The 14,665-nt window shown below is 62.7% G+C and carries 16 protein-coding genes and 1 pseudogene; 8 read left to right on the forward strand and 9 right to left on the reverse strand.

The window, feature by feature from the left end; genetic code table 11:
- Nucleotides 1-253: 253 nt before the first annotated feature.
- Nucleotides 254-1,411: an IclR family transcriptional regulator domain-containing protein gene (locus EGM87_RS12625; protein WP_137710225.1), complete on the reverse strand. Its 1,158-nt coding sequence runs from the start codon at nt 1,409-1,411 to the stop codon at nt 254-256.
- Nucleotides 1,412-1,755: 344 nt separating this feature from the next.
- Between EGM87_RS12625 and EGM87_RS12630 the strand changes: the two genes are divergently transcribed.
- The 3 genes from EGM87_RS12630 (at nt 1,756) to EGM87_RS12640 (ending at nt 5,865) form a co-directional block, all read left to right on the forward strand.
- Nucleotides 1,756-2,850 (forward strand): NHL repeat-containing protein, encoded by a 1,095-nt coding sequence (locus tag EGM87_RS12630; RefSeq protein WP_216614558.1) that lies wholly within the window; start codon nt 1,756-1,758, stop codon nt 2,848-2,850.
- A 307-nt stretch (nt 2,851-3,157) separates the two neighbouring features.
- Entirely contained in the window at nt 3,158-4,252 is a 1,095-nt protein-coding gene (locus tag EGM87_RS12635) for a LacI family DNA-binding transcriptional regulator (RefSeq protein WP_216614559.1), read from the forward strand.
- Nucleotides 4,253-4,632: 380 nt separating this feature from the next.
- Nucleotides 4,633-5,865, forward strand: coding sequence for a tyrosine-type recombinase/integrase (locus EGM87_RS12640; protein ID WP_171010065.1), 1,233 nt, complete (start codon nt 4,633-4,635; stop codon nt 5,863-5,865).
- Here EGM87_RS12640 and EGM87_RS12645 read toward each other — a convergent pair.
- A complete protein-coding gene (locus EGM87_RS12645) occupies nt 5,843-6,034 on the reverse strand; it encodes a helix-turn-helix domain-containing protein (protein WP_137710223.1) in 192 nt (63 codons plus the stop codon). The genes EGM87_RS12640 and EGM87_RS12645 overlap by 23 nt on opposite strands.
- Nucleotides 6,031-6,246, reverse strand: a complete 216-nt coding sequence (locus tag EGM87_RS12650; protein ID WP_137710222.1) for a helix-turn-helix transcriptional regulator — start codon at nt 6,244-6,246, stop codon at nt 6,031-6,033. The genes EGM87_RS12645 and EGM87_RS12650 overlap by 4 nt, the downstream gene beginning before the upstream one ends.
- A gap of 493 nt (nt 6,247-6,739) precedes the next feature.
- Between EGM87_RS12650 and EGM87_RS12655 the strand changes: the two genes are divergently transcribed.
- The 4 genes from EGM87_RS12655 to istB all read left to right on the forward strand — a co-directional run bounded on the left by EGM87_RS12655 (nt 6,740) and on the right by istB (nt 10,252).
- Nucleotides 6,740-7,120 (forward strand): type II toxin-antitoxin system RelE/ParE family toxin, encoded by a 381-nt coding sequence (locus tag EGM87_RS12655; RefSeq protein WP_262857415.1) that lies wholly within the window; start codon nt 6,740-6,742, stop codon nt 7,118-7,120.
- A complete protein-coding gene (locus EGM87_RS12660; RefSeq protein ID WP_171010064.1) occupies nt 7,098-7,430 on the forward strand; it encodes a helix-turn-helix domain-containing protein in 333 nt (110 codons plus the stop codon). The genes EGM87_RS12655 and EGM87_RS12660 overlap by 23 nt, the downstream gene beginning before the upstream one ends.
- A 564-nt stretch (nt 7,431-7,994) precedes the next feature.
- A complete protein-coding gene (gene istA / locus EGM87_RS12665; protein WP_011950768.1) occupies nt 7,995-9,488 on the forward strand; it encodes an IS21 family transposase in 1,494 nt (497 codons plus the stop codon).
- Complete coding sequence (gene istB / locus EGM87_RS12670) at nt 9,485-10,252, forward strand: IS21-like element ISSsp5 family helper ATPase IstB (RefSeq protein WP_063142326.1); 768 nt, start codon at nt 9,485-9,487, stop codon at nt 10,250-10,252. Before istA ends, istB begins: the two co-directional genes overlap by 4 nt.
- A gap of 43 nt (nt 10,253-10,295) precedes the next feature.
- Here the strand turns inward: istB and EGM87_RS12675 are convergent, their stop codons facing one another.
- From EGM87_RS12675 to EGM87_RS12695, 5 genes and pseudogenes are all read right to left on the reverse strand, one after another.
- Entirely contained in the window at nt 10,296-10,499 is a 204-nt protein-coding gene (locus tag EGM87_RS12675) for a hypothetical protein (RefSeq protein ID WP_137710220.1), read from the reverse strand.
- An 83-nt stretch (nt 10,500-10,582) separates the two neighbouring features.
- Nucleotides 10,583-11,269 (reverse strand): annotated as a pseudogene (locus tag EGM87_RS12680) (nitroreductase).
- A gap of 134 nt (nt 11,270-11,403) precedes the next feature.
- Entirely contained in the window at nt 11,404-11,616 is a 213-nt protein-coding gene (locus tag EGM87_RS12685; RefSeq protein WP_216614560.1) for a DUF1330 domain-containing protein, read from the reverse strand.
- Complete coding sequence (locus tag EGM87_RS12690) at nt 11,601-11,771, reverse strand: DUF1330 domain-containing protein (protein WP_216614561.1); 171 nt, start codon at nt 11,769-11,771, stop codon at nt 11,601-11,603. Before EGM87_RS12690 ends, EGM87_RS12685 begins: the two co-directional genes overlap by 16 nt.
- 60 nt (nt 11,772-11,831) lie before the next feature.
- Entirely contained in the window at nt 11,832-13,508 is a 1,677-nt protein-coding gene (locus EGM87_RS12695) for an acyl-CoA synthetase (RefSeq protein WP_137710218.1), read from the reverse strand.
- Nucleotides 13,509-13,577: 69 nt separating this feature from the next.
- Here EGM87_RS12695 and EGM87_RS12700 point away from each other — a divergent pair, with 69 nt between their 5' ends.
- The gene (locus tag EGM87_RS12700) at nt 13,578-13,901 is read left to right on the forward strand and encodes a hypothetical protein (protein ID WP_137710217.1); all 324 of its coding nucleotides are present in this window, start codon (nt 13,578-13,580) and stop codon (nt 13,899-13,901) included.
- Between the two features lie 463 nt (nt 13,902-14,364).
- On the opposite strand, the gene EGM87_RS12705 is transcribed toward EGM87_RS12700, so the two are convergent.
- Complete coding sequence (locus tag EGM87_RS12705; RefSeq protein ID WP_037444843.1) at nt 14,365-14,562, reverse strand: hypothetical protein; 198 nt, start codon at nt 14,560-14,562, stop codon at nt 14,365-14,367.
- Nucleotides 14,563-14,665 lie beyond the last annotated feature (103 nt).

Genomic DNA, 14,665 nt, shown 5'->3' on the forward strand with positions numbered 1-14,665 from the left:
CCCTTCCCGGAACCCTGCATGAAATATATTATCTCGATATGCAAGATATAAAAGTCGTTAGGTGAGAATTTATATCGCACGGCCACGGCTGGCGCTCGCGCGACGTCGCACGATTGGAACGGACAAGGATCAAACAGCAGGCGCGCGATCCCGGCATCGGGCCGGAATCGCCCTGATTTCCCTCTTAACGCGATTTCTTAATCAGCGATCGATCGCGTCGCCTGGAAATCGCTCCGGTCGAGGGCAATAGCCGTCATTCGTCCGGGGCGATATGGGAACCCGGCTTGAACGCGATGGCGGTGATCATGATCCCCTGATGGGGATGGGGCAGTTCCTTGACCGCGACGGTGTTGCGCGCAGGGCCTTCGAAACCGAAATAATCGGCATAGACGCGGTTGAAGGTCTCATAATCTGCCATGTCGAGCAGGTGGACCTGAATATCGACGATGTCCGCCAGCGACGCGCCCGCCGTTGCCAGCATGTCCCGGATCGCGTCGAAGATGAAGCGCGCCTGCCGCTCTATGTCGATCACGACCTTGCCGTCTTCCCCGACGGTCGCGCCCTCGAAACTGTCATCCGGCCGCCGCGCGCTGGTGCCCGAAATGAACAGGAAATCCGCCACGCGCTTCAGGTGCGGGAAATTGCCGCGCGGCTTGGCGCGCGACGGGAAAACCCGGCTTTCGATCGACAGCGACCGTTCGATCTGGGTCACGCTGCCGGCGATCGCGGACCGCGCCTTCGCCAACTGCTCGTCGCCCAGCCGCGAACTGGGCGCCGACAGCGCGATCGCCGCCACCACCTGGCCCCGCATGTTATGCAGCGGCAGCGCGATCGAACGAAGCCCCTCCTCCCATTCCTCATTGTCCACCGCATAGCCCTGCTTCGCGATGCGGCCGAGTTCGGCCATGAGCTGCCCCGGATCGACGATGGTGCCGGGCGTGTAGCGCCTGAGCTCTGCATTGGCGAGGAAGCTGGCGCGGTGACTCTCGCTCATCGAGGCGATGAACAGCTTGCCCGCGGAGGTGCAATGAAGCGGAAACGGCTCGCCCACCGGATGGCTGATGACCAGCGAACGGTCGGGCCGCGCCACGGCCGCATTGATCGCCTGGTTCCCGCTGCGCGCGACGCAGTGGACGGCTTCGCGGAATTCATCGGCCAGAGCCTCCAGATGCGGATGCGCCGCATTCACCAGCAGCACGTCGCCTTCCACCCGGGCACCAAGGTCGGCCAGAGCCGGCCCCAGATGGAAACCGCCCTTGCGCCCGCGCGCGACCGCGCCCTCGCCTTCCAGCGTCAGCAGGAAGCGATGCACCGTCGCCATATTGCTGCCCACCGCGCGGGCAACCTCTGTCGCGCTCAGATCACGACCCGCGCCCGCTATGGCCCGCAGGATCGCAAACGCCCGCGTCACCGAATTATTCTTCGGCGTTAGAACCGGTCCGCGAATGAATACTTCTCCCAATTCAAACCCAAGGCGCCACCGCGGGCGCGAAACTCCAGCTAGCAGCTTCCTTCCACAGGGGAAACCTTCCTGAACAGATGCCGCGCACCCTGATTGCGCCTTGACATACGCTGCAAATCACCATCATATCGCGATATAGGCAATTGAAATCTTATTAATTAAGATAAATAATGGCTATCATCAGGGCGCGCAACCGCCTGCTGCCACGGCGCTTTCGGAATAACAATATGTTAGGACGCGGGCCCTTTGCTTGAGAGCCTTATTCGGTCGACAATGGGCCCGGAGGGATGACTATGCGGCGCTGTTTCCTTGCCATGGCGATGCTGATCGGCTGCATCGGCTCAGCGCCCGTTCCCGCCCAGAAACCCGCCGCCGACGCCCCCCGGTTCGAACCCGACGCGCAATGGCCAAGGCCCCTGCCCGGCAACTGGATATTGGGCCAGGTCTCGGGCGTCGCCGTCGACAAGGACGATAATGTCTGGATCATCCAGCGGCCGGGTTCGCTGCTCGACGACGAGAAGGGCGCGCAGAAATCTCCGCCTGAGTCGCTTTGCTGCTCGGCTGCTCCGCCGGTCATGAAATTCGACCAGCAGGGCAATCTTCTCGCCGCCTGGGGCGGAGCCAGGCAGGGCCATCCATGGGTGCAGATGGAACATGGCATCCATGTCGACGATGCGGGCCATGTCTTCATCGCCGGCAATCTGGACGGCGACCAGGTGCTGGAGTTCACCGGCGACGGCAAGTTCATCCGCCAGTTCGGGGCCGACGACGGCACCAAGGGGTCGAATTCCACGACGCGGCTGGGACGCCCGGCGCATATGATGACGGACAGCGCGGCGAACGAACTCTATGTCGCGGACGGATATGGCAATCGCCGGGTGATCGTCTTCGACCTGTCGACCGGTGCATATAAGCGGCATTGGGGCGGCAGCGGTTCGGTGCCTAATGACGACAAGCTGCCGCCCTATTCGCCCGCTTCGGTATCGCAGGGATTCAACAACCCGGTTCATTGCGTGCGCATCGCCCGCGACGGTCTGGTCTATGTCTGCGACCGGGCCAACGACCGGATACAGGTGTTCCGCAAGGACGGCAGCTATGTGCGCGAGTTCAAGGTGGAGCCCCAGACGCTGGGCAGCGGATCGGTGTGGGACCTCGTCCTGTCCGAAGACGCCGCGCAACGCTATATCTTCGTTGCCGACGGCGGCAACGGACAGGTCGTGACACTGCTCCGCCAGACCGGCGCGTTCGTCACGAAATGGGGCCGCGCGGGCCGCCAGCCCGGCCAGTTCAAGTCGATCCACAACATCGCGATCGATTCGAAAGGCAATCTCTACACGGCGGAAGTCGGTTATGGCCGCCGGGTGCAGCGCTTCAAACGCCGGCATTAAGCCCGGCGGGAAATATCGGCCCCGGCAGGGGGAGGGGGGCGCTCCTTGCCGCATCGCTCCTTTTAAGCACGACAAGCCAGAGACAATCCCCGGACCGGACTTCCGACGGCCCGGATAGCGGCGCGATGACCTGACGGTCCGTCGAAGCGGCCGTTCGCGGGCGGCATCGCATCGCCCCGCCGCCATGAACCGACGCCCCTCCATCCTGCCGCAGCCGCCTGCAAAAGGCCCGCGACCGGCCGGAATGCGAAATCATGTTGCCAAGATTTGCGCGCGGGAAGAGAAAGGCCTGTCAAAGGAGACTATTTTGCCGCGCAGTAGCACCAAATCCCGGACCGTGACGATCAAGCAGGTCGCGGAGGCCGCTGCAGTTCACCCGTCGACCGTCTCCCGCGCGCTCAACCCAGCGACCCGCTATCTGGTCGCGGAGGAAGTGGCTGAACGCGTGCTCGCGGCGGCGCAGCGCCTTGGCTACCGGCGCAACCTGCTCGCCGCGGGCCTGCGCACCGGCCGCTCGCATCTTGTAGGCATGCTCGTGCCCGACATCGCGAATACCGTCTTTTCCCCGATCCTCAGCGGCGCGGCGGAAAGGCTTGCGGCGGAAGGCTTCTCGACCGTGGTTGCCGATGTGGGGCGGGATTCCAGCCGGCAGCTGGAGATCGTGCGCGAGTTGGCGACGCGGCAGATCGAGGGATTGATCCTGGCGACCGTCCAGCGCGACGACCCGGTGGTCGATTTCTGTCTCGAACAGGGGCTTCCGGCGGTTCTCGTCAACCGGGCGGAGGAAAAGCGCCGATTGTCGGCCGTCGTCTCCGACGACGCGCTGGGAATGCAACTCGCCGTCGACCATGTCGTGGAACTGGGACATCGCAGGATCGCACATCTCGCAGGACCGGAGACGGTGTCCACCGGCCATCTGCGGCGGCGCGCCTTTTATGGCGCGATGGAGCAGCACGACCTTCGTTCGACCGAGCCGCTGCACGAAGCAGCCGAAGGCTATTCGCGGGAAGAGGGCGCGATTGCGACCCGCCGCCTGCTGGACCGTGACCCCGACATCACCGCGATCGTCGCCGCAAACGACCTTCTCGCACTGGGCGCCTATGATGCGCTGAAGGAACGCGGCCTTCGGTGCCCGGAGGACATATCGATCGTCGGGCATAACGACATGCCCATGATGGATCTGGTGACGCCGCCGCTGACGACGATACGCATCGGCCATAATGCCCTGGGGCGGGAGGCGGCCGACCTTCTGCTGCAACGCATTCGCGGGGATGATCCGGAGATCCGCAACATCGTGCTCGCGCCTTCGCTCGTCGTCCGGGAATCGACTGCCCGGCCCCGGCAAGGGCAGGCAAAGAGGACGCGATCGGCGAAGGCGACGCGATCGGCCGTGGCGGGATAACCGGAAGGTCCAGCCGAGCCGAGGCTGGACGTCAGGCATGGAGCGAAACGCAGACGGGTGAATGCCCAAGCCTTCAGGCGGGGCGACAATAGTTCCAGGAGAATAGCCGAAAGCCGACTGGCTCAATCCGCTGGCCGCGCGCGCCCAGATCGGCGCCAACCACTATCCAACCGCCTCGCAAGGCATTGATAAATGGTGACCCCTACGAGTGTAGAACTTTTGTCTCGGGCGATGCCGGGACGTTCCTAACTACACTGTAAAATCAAGCATTTGTCTTGTATGGTGTTCACAGCCGGTCTTTCCGGTTTGCCTGAATTTGGCTCAAAATGTGGGAACGATTGTGGGACCAATTCCTGCCCGGAAGTGTGGGAACGCCTGCAATGCCCAAAGCGGGAACCGAACCGATGGCACTGACGGCATTGAAGGTAAAGAACGCGAAGCCTGGTCGGCATGTCGATGGCCGGGGACTGTGCCTGCTGGTGAAGGATAGCGGTGCGCGGACATGGGTGCTGCGGATGCAGAAGGATGGACGCCGACGCGACTATGGGTTGGGATCGGCGCTGGACGTGTCACTGGCCGAGGCGCGGGAAGCGGCAGCAGCATTGCGGCGGAAGGTCCGTGAGGCAGCCGATCCGGTCGCCGAGCGACGCAGGGCGCGCAAGGTGGTGCCGAGCTTCGAGACGGCGGCCCGCGATTGTTACGAGGCGTTGAAGGAAGGCTGGAAGAACAAGCGGCACGCCAACTGGATTTCGAGCTTCGAGAACCATGTCTTTCCGGTGATCGGCGCCAAGCCGGTGAACGAGGTGGACAGTGCGTGCGTAGTCGATGTGCTGTCACCGATCTGGCTCACCATCCCTGATAGCGCGCGCCGCATCCTGCAACGCATAGGCGCGGTGCTGGACTTCGCCCATATCAAGGGATGGCTTCCGGGTGAGGTATCGTTGCGCTCGGTGCGCAAGGGGCTTCCCCGTCAGGTGGACAAGGGCGGGCATCTGGAAGCCATGCCCTATGTGGATGTGCCCGCGCTCATGCGGAAGTTGGCGGCGGCTTCGCCCACGACCGGACGCGACGCGCTGCGCTTCACCATTTATAACGCCGTGCGGTCGAACGAGACGCGCTTTGCCGTGTGGTCGGAGTTCGATCTCGACAAGGCCATCTGGACCATTCCGGGTGAGCGGATGAAAGCGGGCGAAACCCATGTTGTGCCGCTGTCCGCGCCCGCCGTGGCGCTGTTGCGCAAGCGGTGGAAGGAGCGCACCAGCGACACCGGCCTTGTGTTCAGCAATGACGGGGAAAAGCCGATCAGCGACATGACCATGACCAAGCTGCTGCGTGATGACGGCATCAAGGGCGTGACCGTCCATGGGTTTCGCTCTGCCTTCACAGACTGGTCGTCGGAGCGGACGCGCTTTCCAAAGGAGGTCGCCGACAAGGCGCTGGCGCACAAGTTGCCCAACAAGGTGGAAGCGGCCTATCGGCGCACCGACTTCTTCGACAAGCGGCGCAATCTCATGGCGCGCTGGGCGGAGTTTCTGGACAAGAGGCCGGCGAAGGGCAGTTCGGACGCCAACCCCACGGCGTCCGAGCCCGTCAGGCTTCGCGCTGCCGCCTAATGAGGTCGTGCAGACTGGCGGTGGTGATGCGGGTGGCCTTGCCGAGCTTCACCGTCTCGACCTCGCCCGCCGCAATCAGCGCGTAGAGCTTGGTACGGCCGACCCCGATCATGTGCGCTGCGTCATTGACGCGGACACAGATCGGGTCCGTCGGTGGAGGCGCGGTCATTGCACCTGGCTCCCAGCCTGATCGTCGCGGTAGCCGACAGGATCGGCCACCCAGCGATTCACGGCGGATTCGCGCCAGCCCGCGCCATGAATGCTGATCTTCACTTGGCGGGGAAAGGTGCCTTCGCCCATCTTGCGATAGAGCGTCGTGCGGGAAAGCCCGGTGCGGGCCAGAACGGTCTTGAGGCGGATGATACGATCGGGGATGTTCATGGGGCAATCTCTTCAAATCATGGTGTTACACGCGCCCCTGTGGACCAGCATCGGGCAGCTTGGCGCGCTGGGCAAGAGCCGTTACGGGGCCAAATGAGGCCATTCCGGCTTGGGCGGGTGGGCGCTGGCGGTGAATGGCGTTCAAGGGCGTCCAAGGGCGGTCCACGACGTAGCTCTGCCGCAGCGCGTGACCACCGCAGAATTTTTCCCACTATGTCCCAAACAGCATGCCGGTCAGTGCTTTATGCCGATGGGTACGGCATTGCGCATTGGTCAGGTCGAATCATTCATGGCAATTCTCCAAATCATCGGAGGTCTGCCCGCCAGTGATGAGGCTGCGCCGGATTGTCCCGCGCCGCAAGGGGTGGGGCACTGTAGTGCCGATCGGGGCATTTCAGTGCCGGTTGCGCCAATATCGGCCCTGCAAGTGCGTTGAACCATAACGCTATGTGTTATATATGCGGACGAGAACAGGAGAGCCGCCATCCAACGTATATTCAAGAATGGCTGGTTCGAGCGTTTCGCGCGGAAAGAACGGATAAGTGATTCGGCGCTTCGGGACGCGGTGCAGCGCGCCGAAAGCGGGTTGGTGGATGCCGACCTTGGCGGCGGCGTCATCAAGCAGCGCGTGGCGCGTACCGGTAAGGGCAGGTCGGGCGGTTATCGCACGCTGATCCTGTTCCAGCAGGGTGATCGGGCGATATTCGCTTTCGGCTTCGCCAAGAGTGCGCAGGCGAACATATCGAGGGCGGAACTCACCCTGCTGCGCAATGCGGCGACCGAGGCGCTGGAATGGAACGACGATGAACTGGACCGGCTGGTGGCATCTGGAACGCTGGTGGAGATAGACGATGGGAACGACGGTGAAGGATAAGGGCTATCGCAGCGAGATTGCGGGCGCGGTCCACGAGATGATGAGCGACGCGCACGACGCGGGCGTGGTGTCGCGCGCGACACTTCGCACTTTTGATGAGGCGTGTCTTGCCCCGGCCCCTTCGCTGGCAGGCGATGAAATCCGCGCCATCCGTGAGCGCGAGCATGTCTCGCAGCCGGTGTTCGCCGCCTATCTCAACGTCTCGCGCAATCTCGTGTCGGATTGGGAACGCGGCGTGAAGCGCCCCGGCGGTCCCGCCTTGCGGCTCTTGTCCATCATCCAGCGCAAGGGGTTGCAGGCGGTGGCCTAACTACCCCTGCCGTGTTTCACCTGTTTTCGCACACTGCCGGGATGACCGCCTTTGGCCGGTAGGAGACCGTCCGGTTTGAAGCCGAGATACGGGGATAGCCGACGCTCGCGCGGGGCGGCTGCCGACCAAAGCCAGACGTTTCTATCAGGGCCGGTCAACATCCGATTCTGCTATAAAGCCGACATCGAGTGATTGTCTGGCCGCGAACAAGTACCCGAGGGAAACTGGTTGGCCGTCGCCTCCTTAGACCTGTTAGGAGATCGAAGACGACGGCGGTTGGGCGCTCAAGCTGATCGACGAAAGCACGTATGTCACTCGCGAAGTCAACCGAGCGTAGGCCTGATCGGGTGTGCACCATCATCCAGACCCTGTCGTGCAACAAGCCACAGCTGCGAAGCGCACCTCCTCTACCATCGGTCGATCCTTCGGACACTCAATAGCATGTGAGAACGGCGGAGCAATATTCGACCACGGTAGCGGCGGGATAGTCCTGCTGCGGGCGGCGTAAAAGTCGTCCACCTTGAAGCCTTTCTGCCGAGTCAGGGAGGTGTGGGGATCTACAGCGTGGAACTTTATCTTCAGGTCCGTCTGGCTTGCGCGGATGGCATGAGCCAACGGGCGGCGGCGAAGCGTTTCAATGTGTCGCGCGAAACGGTACGCAAGATGCTGTCGTTTTCATCGCCGCCGGGTTACCGGCGCCAGTCCGTACCGCAGCGCCCGAAGCTGGACGGGTTTGTGGCGATCATTGATGGATGGCTTGAGGGTGACCGCAGTGTCCCGCGCAAGCAACGCCATACGGCGAAGCGGGTATTCGACCGTTTGCGCACCGAGCATGGTTTCACCGGCGGCTATACGATCATCAAGGATTACATCCGGGAGCGCGAACAGCGCAGCCGGGAGATGTTCGTGCCGCTGGCGCACCCTGCGGGAGATGCGCAGGCCGATTTCGGGGAAGCGCTGGTGGAGATCGGCGGGGTGGAGCAGAAGGCCTACTTCTTCGCGCTCGATCTGCCGCACAGTGATGCCTGCTATGTGCGGGCCTATCCGGCGGCGGTGGCGGAGGCCTGGGTGGACGGACACGTGCATGCCTTCGCGTTTTTCGGCGCGGTACCGCGCTCGATCGTCTATGACAACGATCGCTGCCTTGTGACGAAGATCCTGCCCGACGGCACGCGGCAGCGTGCCACGCTGTTCAGCGCTTTCCTGTCACATTACGTGATCCGCGACCGCTATGCTCGCCCGGGCAAGGGGAACGAGAAAGGCAATGTGGAGGGGCTGGTAGGCTATTGCCGGCGCAACTTCATGGTGCCGATCCCGAAGTTCCCGACCTGGGAGGCGTTCAACCTGTGGCTGGAGGAGCAATGCCGCAAGCGCCAGCAGGACAAGGTGCGCGGGCAGAGCGAGACGATCGGTGAGCGGCTGCAGCGCGATCTCGCGGCCATGCAGCCTCTGCCCGCTACACCCTTCGAGGCCTGCGATCAGAAAGGCGGGAGGGTCTCCTCGCAATCCCTGGTGCGCTACAGGACCAACGATTATTCGGTTCCGGTGGCCTGGGGCCATCAGGAGGTCTGGATCAGGGCCTATGTCGATGAGGTGGTGATCGGCTGCCGCAGCGAAGTCATCGCCCGTCATCCTCGTTGCTATGCCCGCGAGGAGGTTGTCTTCGACCCGCTCCATTATCTCCCGCTGATCGAGCAGAAGATCAACGCATTCGACCAGGCTGCGCCTTTGCAGGGCTGGGACCTGCCCGAAGCGTTCACGACACTGCAGCGGTTGATGGAAGGGCGCATGCACAAACATGGCAGGCGCGAATATGTGCAGGTACTGCGCCTGCTGGAAACGTTCACCCTCGCCGATCTCCAGGCGGCGGTCGAACAGGCCATCGATCTTGGCGCCATCGGCTTCGATGCCGTCAAGCACCTCGTCCTGTGCCGGATCGAACGCGTACCGCCCAGGCTGGACCTGGACGTCTATCCCTTCCTGCCACGCACCACGGTCGAGAAGACCTTTGCCAGAGCCTATCTGAGCCTGCTCTCCGACCGGCAGGAGGCCGCATGAGCGATCAGGCCCCGGAGATCCTTCTCGCTCACCATCTCAAGGCGCTCAAGCTGCCTACGTGCCTGCGTGAGCATCACAATCTCTCGCGGCAATGTGCCGCTGAAGGCGTCGATCATATCCGCTTCCTCGCCCGCCTCGTCGAGATGGAAATGATCGACAGGGAGCGTCGCATGGTCGAGCGGCGCATCAAGGCCGCGCGCTTCCCCGCCGTCAAAAGCCTCGACAGCTTCGACTTCGCCGCCATCCCCAGGCTCAACAAGATGCAGGTGCTCGAGATGGCGCGCTGCGAGTGGATCGAGCGGCGTGAGAACGCCATCGCTCTGGGGCCATCAGGCACCGGAAAGACGCACGTAGCGTTGGGGCTCGGACTGGCAGCATGCCAGAAAGGACTGTCGGTGGGCTTCACCACCGCGGCAGCGCTGGTCAGCGAAATGATGGAGGCCCGCGACGAGCGCCGTCTTCTGCGCTTCCAGAAGCAGATGGCCGGATACAAGCTGCTCATCATCGACGAACTGGGCTTTGTGCCGCTCTCCAAGACCGGCGCCGAACTGTTGTTCGAGCTGATCTCCCAGCGTTACGAACGCGGCTCCACCTTCATCACCAGCAACCTGCCCTTCGACGAATGGACCGAAACCTTCGGATCTGAGCGTCTCACAGGCGCGCTCCTCGATCGCCTGACCCATCACGTCAGCATCCTCGAGATGAACGGCGAAAGCTATCGCCTCGCGCACAGCCGGGCCCGCAAGGCCAAAACCAGACCCTGAAAATTACACCAATGCCGGGGGGAGTGGCCCTCGGGCTACGCCCTCACGCCACTCCCCCCGGCATGTAACACGATGGCCTGGTTTTACGCCGCCGAATGGCCGACTTTTGCTCCGCCGTTGACAGGCCGCACACCTCGAAGATTGCATGGCGGCGATAGTTGATGAGGATCCTGCGGTGCACCGGATTGGTGACGGTGCCGAGCAGGTCGTCGGCGGCCTTGGTCAGCAGGCGGATGTCGTACTTCATCACTCTCTCCCGGTTTCGCCTTCCCGGCGAATGTCTTCGCATAATGTTGCAGGCGTCTTGCAGGGCGCATGCCCGCCCGCGCCTCAGTCGTGAAAGGTCACGCTTTCCTCGATCGGTGCCCGCCCGATGCGGTAGCGGCTGCCGCTGGCGTCCAGGTCGGGATAGCCGAAGGAAATGCCGAACAGCATCTTCATCGCCGGGTCGATCCCCAGCACGTCACGCACGGTGCCAGCGAAAAAGCCGAGCAGGGTCTGCGGGCAGCCCTGAAGACCGTGCGCGGCGAGCGACAGCAGGAAGGTCTGCCCATACATGCCGACATCGCTGGCGATGCGCACGCCATCGTAAAATTGCGGCATGAACAGCAGGCAGGCGTGCGGCGCGCCGAAAAATTCCAGGTTGCGCAGGAATTCGACACGTCGCAGGTCCTTCGCGTCGCGCGCCACGCCGATCGACTGATAATATTCCGATGCCTGGCGGACCTGCCGCTCGCTGAAGGCGCCGTAGAGTTCGTCATAGCCAAACGGATAGTCCGGCGTCAGGCGCCCCACCGCCTCGTCCGCCAGCATGGCGGCACTCAGCCGGTCACGGACATCGCCCGAGACGATATGCACCTGCCAGGGCTAAATATTGGCGTTGGACGGCGCGGTCTGCGCGTCGTGCAGCACCGCCCTTATCACATCCTGCGGTACGGGATCGGGACGATAGGTGCGAGCCGAATAGCGCTCGCGAACGACGTCCCGGAAAAGCTTGGCCTCGGGCACTTTGTACATCTCCGCTGTCTGCCGCCTGGACGCTGCCGGCGGCTTATCCTGATTGCGCTTGCCCTAATGCAGCGGGAAACGCCGTGCAAGCAAAATATGAAACGTTTCACTCAAATCATGCAGGCCGCGCCGAGCAGTTCGGATCACGCGTCCGGCGGCAGCTGGCTCTTGTGGACCGCCCCGGCGAGATCGCCATCGGCGCCGACGACATAATCGGCGCCGATCGCGTCGATGAACATCACCTGTGACTGCGTCGTCTCCATGCGCAACGCCTTGAGCGGCGCATATTCCTGACTGTCGTAGAAGGCCTGCGCCGCATCGCGCGACGGAAATTCCAGGATCACCGCGCGCCGCACGCCCAGGTCGCCCTCCAGCGGGTGGACCGCCCCGCCCCGCCCCGCACGACATAGCGGCCGCCATAATGCGCGATCACCGCCGGAACGTGCCGCAGATAGGCACCAAACCTCTCGCCATCGGCGACCACCACGTTGGCGAACAGATAGCATTTCATCGATGCCCTACCCTTTCCCTGCCCCTTTACCGAACCGGCCCCTCTTACCGACACGGCCAGTCAACCGGCCTGCGAAACCGGCGCCAGATCGGCCCTGGCCCGCTCGCGCAGCAGGAATTTCTGCACCTTGCCGGTCGACGTCCGGGGGATCGCACCGAAGATGAAATATTTGGGCGTCTTGTACCCCGCCAGATGCGACCGGCAAAAGGCCGTCAGCGCCGCGCCGTCTGTTTCCACGCCGTCCTGTATCTCGATGAAGGCGCAGGGCACCTCGCCCCACCGCTCATCCGGCCGGGCGACCACGGCGGCCAGGCGGACGGCGGGGTGGCGATGCAGCACATCCTCCACCTCGATCGAGGAGATATTCTCGCCCCCCGAAATGATGACGTCCTTCGACCGGTCGGTGATGCGGACATAGCCGTCCGGTTCCACCACCGCCAGGTCACCGGTGTGGAACCAGCCGCCCTCGAACGCGGCGGCCGTCGCCTGCGGGTTCTTCAAATAGCCGCTCATCGCGATATTGCCGCGAAACATGATCTCACCCACCGTTTCCCCGTCGGGCGGCACGGGGGCCATCGTCAGCGGGTCGAGCACCCTCATCGCCTCCTGCAACATGCTGGCGACACCCTGGCGAGCGTTCAGCCGCGCCCGTTCCTCCAGCGGCAGATCGTCCCATTCGGGCTGCTTGGCGCAGATCGAGGCCGGGCCATAGACTTCGGTCAACCCATAGACATGGGTGATCTCCAGCCCCGTCAGTTCCGCGCCCTCGATCATGGCGGAGGGCGGCGCGGCGCCCGCGACCAGCCCCTTGACGCCCGTGCCGATATTGCGCCCCTGCTTCCGGGCCTCGGCAATCAGCATCGCATAGACGATGGGCGCGCCGCATAGATGGGTGACACCATGCCGGTCCAGCAGGTCGAGCACCAGCGGCGGATCGACTTTCCGCAGGCAGATATTGACGCCCGCGGCAGCCGCCATCGCCCAGGGGAAGCACCAGCCGTTGCAATGGAACATCGGCAGCGTCCACAGATAGACCGGATGCGCCGGCATGCTCCAGGTCACGATCTGCGACAGCGCGTTCAGATAGGCGCCGCGATGGCTGGTCACCACGCCCTTGGGATCGCCGGTCGTGCCGGACGTGTAGCTGAGCGATATCGGATCCCATTCGTCGAGCGGCAGCGCCCAGGCCGCGTCCGGATCGCCCGTCGCCAGAAAATCTTCATACTCGATTCCACCGATACGCTCGCCCGGCCCGTCATAGAGCGGATCATCAATGTCGATGACCAGGGGCCGCTCACGGACCAGTTCCAGCGCGCGGGCGATTATCGGGCTGGATTCACGATCCACGAGCAGGACGCGCGCACCGCCATGGTCGAGTTGGAATGCGATGGCTTCCGGGTCGAGGCGGGTATTGAGGGTGTTGAGCACAGCCCCCGCCATCGGCACGGCGAAATGCGCTTCATACATGGCGGGAATATTGGGCGCGATGATCGCAACCGTATCCCCGCGTTCGATATTCCATTGCCTCAGCGCGGAAGCGAAACGCCGACAACGCTCATATGTCTCCTTCCAGCTCCGATGCATCGCACCGTGGATGACGGCCGTCCGATGCGGATGAACCGACGCGGCTTTTGGCAGGAAACTCAAGGGCGACAGCGATACGAAATTGGCTTCACCCTTTGCTAGGCCAGAATGATAGGGAGACGTTGCACGAAAGGAAATGAGTGAACCGGTCATCAGTGCGCCCCTGGGTTGAAAGCTCGATGTCTGCAGGAGAGGAGAGCATTCAAGATTGCCTAGTCATGCATGCAACCGCGTACGCCGCTTTTTATCAAGACCGTCCTCTCAGTCGTGAATCTGCCATATGAAACGTTTCATATCAAGTTGTATCTCGACTTGCCAGTTTTTCCCAACGGTGTCGCAATGAACATGTCCAACTCAACCTGCTGGCATCATTCCCCCTGCCCGTGCCTAGAGTTTCGCGGGACGACGATATCCAAGGGCAGCAGGCCGGTCGCAGGGCGCTATCGGGTACTCAGTAGTCATGCAAAGGGTGTGTCGTTTGCAGCTGGGATCACCGCCTTCGCCGCGCGCGAGCTGAAGCTGCCCTACAGCATCGCGGTGCCCTGACATGGCCGAAGGCTGGTGCTGTCGCTGCGCTTCATATCTATAAGCGCGGTTGGCATGGATTTGATCAGAAGCAGAAAGGCGCCACCAGCGACCTGTAATTTGAAGAAATGATCTAGTGGATGCAGTCTCGCGGCATGATGGCGCGAGCCAAGCACTGACCGAACCCGGCACGGCCTTGGGTCGGGGTCTACCGATGACGGGTTTCGGCGAAACCTGTCATTCACGGCCGTGCTCGGAGACGACCGCTAAGTCCCAACGCTCGTCCTTCCTGCTGGTCGATCTCGTCCCTCAGCGAGTGACCGCTTCTGGGGGCCGCGTGCAAGCAGTTAAGTGACCGGGATTGGCGCAAGTCGGCTGTTGGAAAACACACCACTTTTGCACATTGGTCATGCATTTCTGCGGAAATATCTCCCAGCATAGTGGTTGGAGGGGTTTTCCGTCAGGCCAGAAATGACCCGTTTTCCTATCCTGCCTTGCCCTGCTCGCCCTCCAAACGCTCTACTTCGCGTTCAAGCACAGTACGAATGAACGCGGCCCTGCGTTGCCGCCCGACCAGCTTGTCAATTCGCTCGCCGAGACCTTCCGGCAAACGGATGTTGGTCGATTTCACGTTGAGTGGTGGCCTTCCCATAATCGTGTCGTAACCGCGCACGACACCCATTCAACCGGAAGCATATTAAGCGGTGCCGGTTATTGCATATTTCCTCCATTTCGAGTTATAAGCGGTGCCGCTTAATGCCTCTGGATCGCCATTCGGCGTTTCA

The organism is Sphingobium sp. RSMS (genome assembly GCF_005406185.4).
Taxonomy (GTDB): Bacteria; Pseudomonadota; Alphaproteobacteria; order Sphingomonadales; family Sphingomonadaceae; genus Sphingobium; species Sphingobium fuliginis.

Bases quoted from the DNA above. Each gene is read 5' to 3' on its own strand.
- EGM87_RS12630 (WP_216614558.1), top strand. From the start codon at position 1,756: ATGCGGCGCTGTTTCCTTGCCATGGCGATGCTGATCGGCTGCATCGGC.
- EGM87_RS12640 (WP_171010065.1), top strand. From the start codon at position 4,633: ATGCCCAAAGCGGGAACCGAACCGATGGCACTGACGGCATTGAAGGTA.
- EGM87_RS12645 (WP_137710223.1), bottom strand. From the start codon at position 6,034: ATGACCGCGCCTCCACCGACGGACCCGATCTGTGTCCGCGTCAATGAC.
- EGM87_RS12650 (WP_137710222.1), bottom strand. From the start codon at position 6,246: ATGAACATCCCCGATCGTATCATCCGCCTCAAGACCGTTCTGGCCCGC.
- EGM87_RS12660 (WP_171010064.1), top strand. From the start codon at position 7,098: ATGGGAACGACGGTGAAGGATAAGGGCTATCGCAGCGAGATTGCGGGC.
- istB (WP_063142326.1), top strand. From the start codon at position 9,485: ATGAGCGATCAGGCCCCGGAGATCCTTCTCGCTCACCATCTCAAGGCG.
- EGM87_RS12675 (WP_137710220.1), bottom strand. From the start codon at position 10,499: ATGAAGTACGACATCCGCCTGCTGACCAAGGCCGCCGACGACCTGCTC.
- EGM87_RS12690 (WP_216614561.1), bottom strand. From the start codon at position 11,771: ATGAAATGCTATCTGTTCGCCAACGTGGTGGTCGCCGATGGCGAGAGG.
- EGM87_RS12695 (WP_137710218.1), bottom strand. From the start codon at position 13,508: ATGACCGGTTCACTCATTTCCTTTCGTGCAACGTCTCCCTATCATTCT.
- EGM87_RS12700 (WP_137710217.1), top strand. From the start codon at position 13,578: ATGCAACCGCGTACGCCGCTTTTTATCAAGACCGTCCTCTCAGTCGTG.
- EGM87_RS12705 (WP_037444843.1), bottom strand. From the start codon at position 14,562: ATGGGTGTCGTGCGCGGTTACGACACGATTATGGGAAGGCCACCACTC.